Annotated in this window: 13 protein-coding genes; 12 read left to right on the forward strand and 1 reads right to left on the reverse strand. The window is 70.1% G+C overall.

Annotated features, from left to right (window positions below):
- Nucleotides 1-208 precede the first annotated feature (208 nt).
- The 3 genes from ACGFQ9_RS06075 (at nucleotide 209) to ACGFQ9_RS06085 (ending at nucleotide 5,184) form a co-directional block, all read left to right on the forward strand.
- Nucleotides 209-2,095: an APC family permease gene (locus ACGFQ9_RS06075; RefSeq protein ID WP_393571635.1), complete on the forward strand. Its 1,887-nt coding sequence runs from the start codon at nucleotides 209-211 to the stop codon at nucleotides 2,093-2,095.
- 255 nt (nucleotides 2,096-2,350) lie between these two features.
- On the forward strand, nucleotides 2,351-4,501 hold the full coding sequence (gene kdpB / locus ACGFQ9_RS06080; protein ID WP_393571637.1) for a potassium-transporting ATPase subunit KdpB: 2,151 nt from the start codon (nucleotides 2,351-2,353) through the stop codon (nucleotides 4,499-4,501).
- 152 nt (nucleotides 4,502-4,653) lie between these two features.
- On the forward strand, nucleotides 4,654-5,184 hold the full coding sequence (locus tag ACGFQ9_RS06085; RefSeq protein WP_393571639.1) for a universal stress protein: 531 nt from the start codon (nucleotides 4,654-4,656) through the stop codon (nucleotides 5,182-5,184).
- A gap of 22 nt (nucleotides 5,185-5,206) precedes the next feature.
- Here the strand turns inward: ACGFQ9_RS06085 and ACGFQ9_RS06090 are convergent, their stop codons facing one another.
- A complete protein-coding gene (locus ACGFQ9_RS06090; protein ID WP_393571641.1) occupies nucleotides 5,207-5,842 on the reverse strand; it encodes a hypothetical protein in 636 nt (211 codons plus the stop codon).
- Between the two features lie 606 nt (nucleotides 5,843-6,448).
- Between ACGFQ9_RS06090 and ACGFQ9_RS06095 the strand changes: the two genes are divergently transcribed.
- From ACGFQ9_RS06095 to ACGFQ9_RS06135, 9 genes are all read left to right on the forward strand, one after another.
- Nucleotides 6,449-8,167 (forward strand): RNase A-like domain-containing protein, encoded by a 1,719-nt coding sequence (locus tag ACGFQ9_RS06095; protein ID WP_393571643.1) that lies wholly within the window; start codon nucleotides 6,449-6,451, stop codon nucleotides 8,165-8,167.
- A 10-nt stretch (nucleotides 8,168-8,177) separates the two neighbouring features.
- Nucleotides 8,178-8,831 carry a hypothetical protein gene (locus ACGFQ9_RS06100; protein WP_393571645.1) on the forward strand — a complete coding sequence of 218 codons (654 nt, stop codon included), beginning with the start codon at nucleotides 8,178-8,180 and terminating at the stop codon, nucleotides 8,829-8,831.
- A gap of 35 nt (nucleotides 8,832-8,866) precedes the next feature.
- The gene (locus ACGFQ9_RS06105) at nucleotides 8,867-9,277 is read left to right on the forward strand and encodes a WXG100 family type VII secretion target (RefSeq protein ID WP_393571647.1); all 411 of its coding nucleotides are present in this window, start codon (nucleotides 8,867-8,869) and stop codon (nucleotides 9,275-9,277) included.
- Between the two features lie 72 nt (nucleotides 9,278-9,349).
- The gene (locus ACGFQ9_RS06110) at nucleotides 9,350-9,652 is read left to right on the forward strand and encodes a WXG100 family type VII secretion target (RefSeq protein ID WP_393571649.1); all 303 of its coding nucleotides are present in this window, start codon (nucleotides 9,350-9,352) and stop codon (nucleotides 9,650-9,652) included.
- A 1-nt stretch (nucleotide 9,653) separates the two neighbouring features.
- Nucleotides 9,654-10,004, forward strand: coding sequence for an RNase A-like domain-containing protein (locus ACGFQ9_RS06115; RefSeq protein WP_393571651.1), 351 nt, complete (start codon nucleotides 9,654-9,656; stop codon nucleotides 10,002-10,004).
- Nucleotides 10,005-10,012: 8 nt separating this feature from the next.
- The gene (locus tag ACGFQ9_RS06120; RefSeq protein ID WP_393571653.1) at nucleotides 10,013-10,651 is read left to right on the forward strand and encodes a contact-dependent growth inhibition system immunity protein; all 639 of its coding nucleotides are present in this window, start codon (nucleotides 10,013-10,015) and stop codon (nucleotides 10,649-10,651) included.
- A 175-nt stretch (nucleotides 10,652-10,826) separates the two neighbouring features.
- On the forward strand, nucleotides 10,827-11,042 hold the full coding sequence (locus ACGFQ9_RS06125; RefSeq protein ID WP_393571883.1) for an alpha/beta hydrolase fold domain-containing protein: 216 nt from the start codon (nucleotides 10,827-10,829) through the stop codon (nucleotides 11,040-11,042).
- Between the two features lie 561 nt (nucleotides 11,043-11,603).
- Entirely contained in the window at nucleotides 11,604-11,855 is a 252-nt protein-coding gene (locus ACGFQ9_RS06130; RefSeq protein ID WP_393571655.1) for a hypothetical protein, read from the forward strand.
- Nucleotides 11,856-12,080: 225 nt separating this feature from the next.
- A complete protein-coding gene (locus ACGFQ9_RS06135) occupies nucleotides 12,081-12,482 on the forward strand; it encodes a hypothetical protein (protein WP_393571657.1) in 402 nt (133 codons plus the stop codon).
- Nucleotides 12,483-12,527 lie beyond the last annotated feature (45 nt).

Raw genomic sequence — 12,527 nt, forward strand, 5'->3', positions numbered from 1 at the left:
GGGTGCATCCACCACCCTGCCCCCGGCCGGGGCAGAGCCGAGCGTCCGGACGAGGTCTTGACGCTTCCCGTACGCCCGGCCGGTTCTGGCGTATGGAAGGCGTGAAGAGTGGGACGGCGGGCATATGGATCCCGGCAAGAACGCTGGTGGCCGACTCCTGCCGCGCCGACGCTTTCCTCACTTTGCCTCACACGGAGGATCAAGCGACATGGCCATACGTACAGGTGAACCGACGGCTGCCGGGCAGGGGGCGGGCCGGAAGGAGCCCCCTGATACCGGGGCGCAGGGCGCGAGCGGTTCGGGGGAGCGGCACAAGCTGACCGCGCTCCAGGGGCTGGCCGCGCTGTCACTGGACGCGATGGCCTCCGTGGCGTACGGCCCGGAGTCGATCGTGCTCGTGCTCGCGGCGGCCGGTGCGTACGGCCTCGGCTTCACCCTCCCCGTCACCCTCGCGATCGCCGCCCTGCTGGCCGTGCTGGTGGCCTCGTACCGGCAGGTGATCGCCGCGTTCCCGGACGGCGGCGGCTCGTACGCCGTGGCCAAGCGGCATCTGGGGAGGCGTACGAGCCTGGTCGCGGCGGCCTCGCTGATCCTGGACTACGTCCTGAACGTGGCGGTGTCGGTCACCGCGGGTGTGGCCGCCCTGACCTCGGCGTTCCCGGCGCTGTACGGGGAGCGGGTGTGGATCGGCCTGGGCGTACTGGTCCTGGTCACGGCTGTGAACCTGCGGGGTGTGGTCGACTCGGCCAAGGCGTTCCTCGTCCCCACCGCCGTGTTCGTCGGCTCGATCCTCACGATGATCACCGTCGGTCTGTTCCGGGACGGGCCCGTCAGCACCGAGTCCGCCGCCGGGCACGCCTCCTCGCTCGGCGAGGGCGCCACCACCGTCGGCGCTCTGCTGCTTCTCAAGGCGTTCGCCGCCGGCTGCTCCGCCCTGACCGGTGTCGAGGCCGTCGCCAACGCGGTCCCGTCCTTCCGGGCCCCGGCCGCCCGCCGAGCCCAGCGCACCGAGGTGGCCCTCGGCGCACTGCTCGGCGTGATGCTGATCGGTCTGTCCATCCTGATCGGCCGCTTCCACCTCCAGCCGGTCGAGGGGGTGACCGTCCTCGCGCAGCTCGCGGACGCCTCCTTCGGCCACAACGCCGCCTTCTATGTCGTCCAGTTCGCCACCATGGTGCTGCTGGCACTCGCCGCGAACACCTCCTTCGGCGGCCTCCCGGTGCTGATGAGCCTGCTCGCCCGGGACAACTACCTCCCGCACGTCTTCGCTCTCAAGGCCGACCGCCAGGTCCACCGGCACGGGGTGCTCGCCCTGGCGGCGGTGTCCGCCGCCCTGCTGCTGTTCTCGGGCGGAGACACCAACAGCCTCGTCCCGCTCTTCGCCATCGGCGTCTTCGTCGGGTTCACCATCTGCCAGGTCGGCATGGTCCGTCACTGGTCGCTCGAACGCCCCGCGGGCTGGCGGGCGAAGGCCGCACTCAACGGCTTCGGCGCGCTGCTGACCGGCGTGTCGGCGGTGGTCGTCACCGCGACCAAGTTCACCGAGGGCGCCTGGCTGATCGTCCTCGCCCTGCCGCTGCTCGTTCTCGCCTTCGAGAAGGTGCACCGCGCCTACGGGCAGATCGGTGAGCGCCTGGAGCTGGGCCGGGTCCCGCAAGCCCCGCAGCGCTCCCGCTCCCTGGTCGTCGTCCCCGTGGCCGGGCTGTCCCTGCTGACCTGCCGGGCGCTCACCGCGGCCCGCTCGCTCGGCGACGAGGTCCTGGCGGTCACGGTCACCCACCCGGCCCCGGAGGACCGCAAGGCCGCGGAGGCGCTGCGCCGCGACTGGGAGTTGTGGAACCCGGGCGTCGAGCTCATCGAGCTGTCCTCGCCGACGCGCTCGCTGGGACGCCCGGTGTCGGGCTACGTCCGCGAGCTGGCGGAGCAGCAGCCGGACGCCCAGGTGACGGTCCTGATCCCGGAGACCGAGCCCGCCCGCCTGTGGCAGCGGATCCTGCAGAACCAGCGTGGCTCGCTGGTCGCCCACGCGGTCCGCCGGGACACCGATGCGGTGATCTGCCGACTCCGGTTCCGCATCACCACCGACGGCAACTGATGCCCTCTTGACGGCCGGTTGACGCGTTCCGTGCGCCGCCCGTCAAGATGCCGCCAATTCCCGCCCGAGCGCGGGAAACCCAGTGCGAACGGGCAGTAGGTTTCTGCCTGTTGTGCTGCCGGGACCCGATTCGCGTGTCGACGGCCGAGGGGGCCCATGTGGCGGGTCTCCGGCAGCCCCCTACTCCGCGCCCCTGTCCGCCGCCGTGCGGGCAGGGGCCGCTTTCCTCTCCGAATCCGCTGAGAAGGTCTCCCGATGTCTTCCGCTGCCGCGCAGCACGTTCCTCCGGGTCCGGGTACCCCGCCGCAGTCCCCGGTCACCCGGCCGCCACACAAGCGCCCGGGGCCTGCGAGCCTCCTCGAGCCGGGGCAGCCGGCGGCTGCCACCCGGGAGGCGTTCGCCAAGCTGCACCCGCGCGAACTGGTCAAGAAGCCGGTGCTGTTCGTCGTCGCGGTCGGATCGGTACTGACCACGCTCTCCGCACTCATCCACCCGTCGGTGTTCACCTGGGTGATCAGCATCTGGCTGTGGCTGACGGTGCTCTTCGCCAACTTCGCGGAGGCGGTCGCCGAGGGCCGCGGCCGTGCGCAGGCCGCCTCGCTGCGCAAGGCCCGTACGGACACGGTGGCGGTGCGGCTCAACCACTGGACGTTCGGTACGAACCTGCGTGCCGCGGAGACCGAAGTGGTGACGCCGGCTGAGCTCCAGCCGTTCGACTTCGTGCTCGTCGAGGCGGGCGAGATGATCCCGGCCGACGGGGACGTGGTCGACGGGGCGGCCATGGTGGACGAGTCTGCCGTCACCGGCGAGTCGGCCCCCGTTCTGCGGGAGTCGGGCGGCGACCGTTCGGGTGTGACGGGAGGTACCACTGTCCTCTCGGACTCGGTCGTCATCCGGGTCACCTCGCGGCTCGGGGACAGCTTCATCGACCGGATGATCCGCCTGGTCGAGGGCGCCTCCCGGCAGAAGACCCCGAACGAGATCGCCCTGAACATCCTGCTGGCCGCGCTCACGGTGGCCTTCATCCTGGTCGTCGTCAGCCTGGAGCCGATGGCGGCCTATGCGAAGGCGGCCCAGTCGACCACGGTCCTGGTGGCCCTGCTCGTCACCCTGATCCCGACCACCATCGGCGCCCTGCTCTCCGCCATCGGCATCGCCGGCATGGACCGACTCGTGCAGCGCAACGTGCTGGCCATGTCGGGCCGCGCCGTCGAGGCGGCCGGGGACGTGAACACCCTGCTCCTCGACAAGACGGGCACCATCACCCACGGCAACCGTGAAGCCGTCGCGTTCATCCCGCTGCCCGGGGTCGACCACACCGCGCTGGCAGAAGCCGCCCAGCTGTCCTCGCTCGCCGACGAGACGCCCGAGGGCCGGTCGGTGGTCGAGCTCGCCGCCCGGTACGGCCTCGCCGCGCCGGCCGTGCACGAGCTCACCAACCCGCGCTTCACGGAGTTCAGCGCCCGTACCCGCATGAGCGGGATCAACCTGAGCTGGGAGAACGGCGCCGGCCTCGCCATCCGCAAGGGCGCGGCCGCGCAGGTCATGGACTGGGTGTCGATGCGCGGCGGAACGGTCCTGGCCGAGGCGGCCGCCTGGTCCGACCAGGTCGCCCAGTCCGGCAGCACGCCCCTGCTGGTGGCCGTCCACGACCGGTACGGGCCGCGGGTGCTCGGCATCATCCACCTCAAGGACGTGGTCAAGGACGGTATCCGGGAGCGGTTCGCGGAGTTGCGCCGCATGGGCATCCGTACGGTCATGGTGACCGGCGACAACGAGCTCACCGCCCGGGCGATCGCCGCCGAGGCGGGTGTCGACGAGTACCTGGCCGAGGCCACGCCGGAGGACAAACTGGCTCTGATCCAGCGGGAGCAGGCCGGCGGGAAGCTGGTCGCGATGACCGGAGACGGCACCAACGACGCCCCGGCGCTGGCCCAGGCGGACGTCGGTGTGGCCATGAACACCGGTACCTCGGCCGCCAAGGAGGCCGGGAACATGGTGGACCTGGACTCCGACCCGACCAAGCTCATCGAGATCGTCGAGATCGGCAAGCAGCTCCTGATCACCCGCGGAGCGCTGACCACCTTCTCCATCACCAACGACGTCGCGAAGTACTTCGCGATCATCCCGGCCATGTTCACCGCCGCCTACCCCGGCCTGGAAGCGCTGAACGTCATGGGCCTGCACAGTCCCCAGTCGGCGATCACCTCGGCGATCATCTTCAACGCCCTGATCATCATCGCCCTGATCCCGCTCGCCCTGCGCGGCGTCCGCTACACGCCCGCCTCCGCACACGACCTGCTGCGCCGCAACCTCGCCGTCTACGGCCTGGGCGGGCTCGTCCTGCCGTTCGTCGGCATCAAACTCATCGACCTGGTCATATCCACCCTTCCCGGCCTCGGATGATTCTCATCAGGACCCTGTCAGGCAGCCGTATGAGCGCTTGAGGCGGCCCCTCGCGACCGGTTGGATGGACGACGTGGACCCCGGCCGGCGCCGCAGAGCCCGGCCGGACTTCCGCCGCGGCCGCCCCGGTGCCATCGCCCAAAGAGACGAGCGTGGAGAGCGAGGATCCCGTGCCGAGAGTCGTGGTCGGTGTCAGCGGCACCCTGGGCAGCCTCGCGGCCTTGCACCGGGCCGCGACCGAAGCGGAGGCGCGTGACGCGGAATTGTGGGCCGTGCTGGCATGGCAGGCGCCGGGCGGCACGATGGGCAGCCGTCACCCGTGCGGGATCTCGGGTCTGGCGCACTACCGCGCCGCGGCGGTGGAGCGGCTGCGCGGCGTCCTCGACACCGCGTTCCGCGCCGACAGGCCCGGCGTCACGCTCGCGGGACTCACGGTGCGGGCCACCGCGGGGGCGGCACTCGTGGACACCGCCCGTGACCCCGACGACCTCATCGTCGTGGGTTCGGGGTCGCGGTCCTGGCTGCGTCGCCTCGTCCGTCCGTCGGTGGCCCGGTACTGCCTCGCGCACGCGGCCTGCCCCGTCCTGACCGTTCCTCCGCTCGCCCTGCAGGCGGAGTTCGAGGCGGCACACCGCCGCAACGTCTGGCGCATGCCACTGGACCCGCGGGAACTCACCCGCTGAAGGCGTGGCAGGTTGCCGGCGGTCACCGGTTCCGGTCTCCGGGCGTGAACGGGCCGGTTGCGGGGGCCACGCACTTGTCGACGACGGTCTCCTTGCCGGCTGCCGAGCCCTCCAAGCAGAGCCGCCCGCCCTGCTCGCGCAGGTCGAGGAAGAACCGCGTGGTCGCACCGGACTGCCTCAGGTCGTGGATGCGCTCGTCGGCATAGCCGAGGTCGTTCAGGATCGTCCTGACCTTCGTGGGGGTGGGGTTCACCAGATCCCAGAGGGCCTCGGCGATGCGCTGCTCGTGGTGGTGGCTCGCGCACCAGTCACGGCCGTCCAGTTCTACCTCCGGTCCCGCCGTGGGCGAGATCGGCACGATCGCGTCGTCCGGCACCTTCACGCCGGGCGGCGTCGGCGGGCTGCTCGGCTGCGCCACGGGCGGGGTGCCCGGAGCGGGGCACGACTGCTCGATGTACTCCTGTACCTCCGCGAGGGTCGGATCGGGCTGCCGGCTTCCCGCAGCCTCCGCGCGCACGGTCTGCTCCCCACTGGTCGTCGTCTTCACGGTGCCGCACGCGCCCAGTGCCAGCACACCGAAGGCCGTGATGGCCAGGGTGAGCCGCGGCCGGCGTGAGAAGCGGGCGAACATGCCGGTCGAGGCAGGGATTCGTCTCATGTGCACAGCCTCTGATCAAGCCGCCCCCCTGTGCGTGAGTACGCGTACTCACGTGGGCAGGGGCAGGCACTCAACCCCGATGGGACGAGGCCGGGCTTCAGCAAGCCGCGCAAGGAACAACGTCTGTGGGTCTACGCGCTCGGCAGCACCCGTGATTCGGCGGGACCGATGACGTAGGTGCGGCTTCTTTCGGTCAAGGCTCCTGCAGATCATGGGATTTGACGTGTCGTCCTGTTAGCTTCGGCCGGAGCTGGAGGAGTCGGGGGGACTCATGGGACAGGAACGGGGCCCGGCTGCGTACGTGCACTCCCGTGCGGCGAGCGTGGCGAGCGTGGCGTGCGGAACGGGTGGCACGGACGGGACGCTCCGGTGAGCCCGCCCACCCCGAGTCCGAGCCCGACCGGCACGGCGTCGCCGAGCCCCACCCCGAGCCCGCAGCCCACCACGACACCGACACCCGGCACGACGCATCTGCCGTCTCCGGGGCAGCCGCCGGGCACGCCCGGCCCGCAGCCGACGCCGTCGCCGTCGCCGAGTCCGAACGCGCCGCCGGCCCCGCCGGACTCCGGTCCGCCGCCCCAGCTGCCTCCCGCGCCCGCACCTCAGGTGGCCGACCCGTGGACGGGCCCCGGCGGCTTCGACGTCCAGCCGCTCCACCTGTACCAGGTGTCGACGGCCCTCGCCGTCGAGCAGCAGTCGTTCCACAAAGCGCTCGTCCAGTTCCTCGACGTGCACGCCGGATACTCCAAGGTCGGCGGATCCGGCACCGTCACAGCCGAGTTCGCCACCCAGTACGCCGCGGTCGTCGCCCTGCTCATGGAGGTGCACGGCAAGGCCGTGGTCGCCATCGGCGGCGCGGCGGTCGGATTCACCACCACGGCCAACAACTTCCGGCAGGCGGACGCGGCCACCCACCCGCTCAATCCGTTCTTCACGCCACAGCAGCCACCGCAGGTCATCACCGCCCCTCCGGCGTACCCGGCCCCGCCGCCGTTCGGTGTGCGCGACGGCAACGCCGTCGACGACTTCGCCGACGTCTTCGACGACGGCGACATCCCGGGCTCCCTGATGCGCACCGTGATCGAGGATGCGCTGCGCACCGGTCGCGCGCTGGAGATCCTTCCGCTCCCGAACTACCTCAGGGTCAACGAACTCTCACAGGCCTGGTTGCCGTACCAGACGAGCATCGGCACCATCCAGGGACAGCTCACCACCACCATCGACGCCATTACGGACAATGCCAACAGTGACTGGCACGGCGCCATGCTGGAGTTCGTGTCGTCGGTCTGGGGCACGAAGGCCTGGGGCAAGAACACGGCCGGCTACGAGTGGGGGCACAAACCGCCGACCGGCGCGGGCTCCAGCCTTCCGGTCTTCGGTGTCCTCAGCACCACGTCCCAGACCCTGGCCCAGGCCGTCCGCTCTTACGCGGAGGCCGCTCAGAAGGTCCGCACCGAGCTGCGCGAGATCCTGTACCGGGCCATCAAGGACGCGTTGGCCCTGCTCGAACTGACCGACCTCAAGGATTTCATCGGGAACTTCTTCGAGCGCCTGAAGAAGCTGTGGAAGGGCCTGGGAGCCGCAGTGCTCCTCAGCATCGACACGGACGCCGTCAACAGGGCCGTCGACGCCTACGAGACCACGCTGCGGGCCCAGACGGACAAGGTGAAGGGCCTGCTCGAACCGCTGCGCGAGGCCTCGCGCGCGGTGCCCACCTTCCAGGCGCAGTCAGCGAGGGCGGAGGCGTTCGGGGCGCGCTCGCTGTTCGAGTTCGACCGGTCGATCGTGCCGCTCAACGAGCAGTCGCGGGACCCGAGCAACCGGTTCGGCATCGACCTCGCCTCGATGGAATGGGAGACCAACCCCTTCCAGCCGCCGCCCCCCGAGCCGCTGAAGCCGGGAAAGGACGCGCACACGATCGACCGGCACGTCGGCCTCACCCCCGACCAGCTGCGGATGCGCGTACGCGACCAGGGTGTCGACGCCTCGGCCTTCCCGGACCTGCCGGCCGCCCAGAAGCACGTCCAGGCCGCGCTCAACGACCCCGACAACATCGAGACGATCAAGCAATGGATGGACAAGCAGAAGCAGCGGGTGGCCAACGGGACCTTCAAACCCGGATCCTCGCCAACGCTCGATGACTTCACCGTCACGGACGCGAACGGCAACGACGTCGTGACGGGATCCTCCATCTCGCAGTCCGACTTCGCCGCTCAGGGTTTCCACGCCCAGCCGACCCAGGTCCACAGCGTGAGGCTGATCCTCGCCTACTCGCCGGAGTCCGGGACCTTCTATGTCCGCACCGCCTTCCCGTGCCCGCCGTAACATGCGCCTCATGAGCCCGCAACACCACGAATTCCTCACCCAAGGGGCGGTGGGACTCCTCCTGCGCATCGCCGTCGCGTCGCGCAGCCCGGGGGCCGCACCGCTGGAGGACGAACTCCATCGCCTGTCCCGGTACCTGCTGGATTCCAGGGCGACGTCCATGGCGATGCCGCCCGCGGTGCTGGCCTCCCTGCTCGACCTGCTGGCCGACGAGGTCGGCACCGAGGCGTTCGGTACCAGGCCCGCCGAGTACCGCCAGGCACTGGCGCGGGCGGCCGGCGACGATCCGCCGGCGGACTTCCTGCGCTCGCTGGCCGCGCTCATCCGTGATCGCCAGTTCCTCTCCTATCCCGACCTGACGGAGCTGCCGCTGTCCGACTGGGAGGCCGGCCACCGCTTCTCGCTGCCATCAGCCGTCATCGGGCGGATGGTCTCTGGGGAGTACGACAGTGTGGACGAGGCCTTGGAGGAGATCCTGGCCAGCGAGCATCCAGACTGTCAGGAATTCGCCGATCTTGCAGGAGAGTTGCAGCGCCTCCTGTACATGTTCAGTACGCCTGCCGAGCTGGATGCCGCCTTCGCCACCGTCAAACCCCACATGACCCATGCACGCGTCCGCCTCCTCCTCGACGCCGTCCACGCCCACTTCGCCGAACAGCACTGACCCGCCACCCCATCGCCCCGGAAGGAGCCGCCGCCATGCCCATCGAGCCGAACCTCGCCGTGACGGACGAGGACCTGAGACGTCTCGCGGACGACCTGGACGCCATGCGGACGCACATCGACGGGCAGGTGCGCCGGATGGACGCGATCGTCGACCGGGCCGAGGCGCGATGGCGCAGCGAGGCGGCGACGGCGTACCGGAAGCTGCACCGCGAGGCCGGGGCCGACGCCGTACGGATCCGGGAGATCCTGGGGGTGCTGGCGACAGCGGTCAGGATGAGCCGGGACGGGTTCACGCGCCAGGAGCTGGACGTCCTGCGGCAGTTCCGGGCCGAGATCAAGAGGATCGACGTCGATGCCGAGGTGCGCGGACTGTCCGGCGAGGGACCGGCCGGCGCGGGCCCCGCCGGCGGAGCGTCGCCGACCAGCAGGATCAACGACATATGAAACGACATTTGAAACGACAGATGAAACGTGCATCCGAACGCGCGTCCGAACGTCCTTAAGGCAGGGGGAAACGTGAACGACGACGGCTCGATCACCGTCGACCTGGTCGCGCTGCGCGAGATCGCCGGCGACCTCGAGGACATCGTGAAGAAGCTCAACGAGCGCCTGAACGCACTGTACGACCGTACGGTGCCGGTCGTCCTCGCCTGGCAGGGCGAGGCCCGTGAGGCCTTCGTGGACGAACTCGACCGCTGGGACCGGCAGATGGAGGACCTGCAGGCCGCGCAGAAGTGGCTGCACGCCGTCGTCACCACCGGGCACGCCAACTACTCCGCCGCTCAGCGGGCCACCCTGCGCGGCTGGGGCGGTGCCTGACGTGACGACACCTCCCGCACCCTCCGCATCACCCGTCCCCGCCCGCGCCGACCGCGCCGCGACCTTCCCGGACCGGGTGACCGCCCAGTGGGCCACCCAGCAGGTGATCGCGCTGAACGAGCAGGTCATCCACCGCTGGCTCGCCCAGTCCACCCGGCAGCGGCTCGTGATCGAGGCCGCCTGGCCCTCACGGCCCGATCCGGTGGGCACGCTGCTCACCACCGGGATGGCGCTGGCCGGCCAGGAGCCGATCCCGGTGCGCGCCGCCCGGGTCGTGCTCCGCCGGACCGGATCCGGCGAGCCTGAGGCCCACCCCTTCACCGTGCACTCCTCCCTGCCCGTCGACCTGTAGAGGCCTCCGTGTCCCTGAACCCCGCCGAGCACGACCGCAAGTACGGCGAGCTCGACCAGGTCGTCCGCGCCCACCTGGGCCTCGGTCCGCACGCCCCCGAGGCGGTGGCCGGCTATCTGCGGCAGACCTGGCGCACCCGGCCCTGGGCGATCGCCGTTGCGGCCGAGCAGCTGCGCGTCTACGCCGACAACCCGCCGGGGCGGCTGCGGTTGCGGCTCGGCGAGTACTACCGGCTGCCCGACGTGGGGCTGCCGCCCGAAGAGATCCGGGACTGGCTCACGGGCCTCGCCGACCGGCTCGACGAGAGCCTGGCGAAGGGGCGGGCGCCGGCGCCTGCCGCGCCCACGACGCCATGGGAGTGGCGGGCCCGTTTCCCCGAGCTGGCGCAACTGCTCGGTGGCTGGTTCTCGCAGGACATGCCGGACGAGTTCGGCGATCACGAGGCCGCGCTCGCCGACTACCTGGAGGGCACCGACACGGGGCTGGTCGCCCAGCTGACGGGGGAGCTGCACGACCTCCTCGCCCTCGGCCTCGACGAGGACGTCCTGGCCCTGGCGCTGCTGACGCTCGGCGCGGAGGTCGAGCCCCCCGTACCGTTCACCCCCGGCGCCTGGCTCGCCACGCTCGCCGTACGACTGCGCCGCTGACCCGCCGCCCACGCTCCGGTCCCGGCGGGCAGTTCGGTTCAGCGCAGCAGCGCGGCGACGGCGGCCGTCGGTTTGGTCGCGTCGGGTTCGTCGCCGGTGATCAGATCCGCAGCTGGTCGCCGAGATCCGGCGCGGCTACGCGGGCGAGGACCCCGAGGTCAGGGGCTCCTGGCGGATCTCGCCCCTCTTCGCCGGAAACCTCGAAGGGCTCGCCCCGGCGATCATCGGCACCGCCCAGTACGACCCGCTGCGCGACGAGGGCCGGGCCTACGCCGAAGCGCTGGAGAAGGCCGGCGTGGACGTCTTCCACCGGAACTACACCCCGGCTACTCACCGCTCTGGGAGTCACGGATCACGGCGGGACCTGATCAGCTCAGCCGGCGAGGGTTGAGAAGCGGGCCTTCAAGTTGCAGCTCGGCTTTGCCCCTGCTCCGGGCAGGTCGCCGGCCACGACTGCGGTGGCCCCGCCGGCGCCGTGTGGCCGCACAGCGTGGTCCTGACATCGAGCGCCACGAGGCTGTTCACTCCCGTCAGTGGGCGAGGTACGTCAAGGGGGAATTGTTCATCGCCAGCTATTCTGCTCAATCGTTGAAATCGGGGCTCCTGACATGGGGAGATCCGGCAAAGAAAAACCGATTTGAGAGGGAGGCCAACCTTTGGTGGGGTGGCTATGAATAGCATGGAGGCTGCGACATGTGTGGGACGAGGCGGTCCGCGGGTGTGGTCCGTCGTACTGGCTACGGCTTTGGTCCTCATGGGGGTTTCGGCCTGCACACCGGCTCCCGAGCCGCTGCTCGGCGTGGAGCGTACGGCGACGGGTGCTGTTCGCCTCCTCATCGCACCCTGCCCGGCGTACGACGTCCACGAGGTTTCCGTTCTTCGCGATGAAGAGGGAGGGGACCTGGAAAGGTGGGCGGCGAGCAGCAACCTGAGCCCGGGATCGCCAGGGGAGGTGGAGCTTTTCCAGGCTCCTGCGGGCTGGGAAGTCTACCGATCAACGTTGAAGGACCTCAGCCGCCCCGGCAGATACGTCGCCGATGTCGACGGGGCCGTCAAGGAGACCAGCCTGGACGGTCGGGTCGCCCTCACCGTCAAGCAACTGCAGGACCTCAAAGCGGGCGAGGTGATCACGGGAATTCATGGCGACAGGGTGCTGGACCGGGACGAGTTCATGAAGCCGGACCGGAAGCGTTGTGCACCGTAGGGACGTTCCCTGGCTGATGCCTCTCCTGTGGCAGTCGTAGATCCGTGGAAGAGGAGGGCGGTGGCTCGTTCGCCTGGGCGGGTGGCTTGGGTGGGGGGGAATAGCGTGACGGCAGCAACCGGCAGGAGGCCAGGCGGTTCGGAGATGTGGTCGGTCGTAGCGGTTACCGCTTTGGTGCTTGCGGGAGCCTTGGCTTGCACGCCGGCTCCCGGTCCGCTGCTCGGCGTGGAACGCACAGAGACGGGTGTAGTTCGTTTGCTCATAGCACCCTGCCCGGACTACGACGTCCACGAGGTCTCTGTGCTCCGCGACGAAGAGGAGGGGGAACTGGAACGATGGGCGGCGAGTAGCAACCTGAGTCCGGGATCCCCGGGGGAGGTGGAGCTGTTCCGTGCTCCTGCAGGTTGGGAGGTCTACCGATCGACGCTGAAGGATCTCAACCGCCCAGGTACATACGTTGCCGACATTGACGGGGCCGTCAAGGGATCCAGCCTTGATAGCGAAGTCACCTTCACGATCAAGCAACTGCAGGATCTCAAGGCCGGCAAGGTGATCACGGGCATCGACGGCGGTAAGGTCATGGAGCGGGATGAGTTTCTGAAGCCGGACTCGAAGAGGTGCAGCTGAGAGGGCGTATGCCGCAGTCCCTCGGACCGGCGGTTACGGGACGAG

Source organism: Streptomyces sp. NPDC048603, assembly GCF_043199475.1.
Taxonomy (GTDB): Bacteria; Actinomycetota; Actinomycetes; order Streptomycetales; family Streptomycetaceae; genus Streptomyces.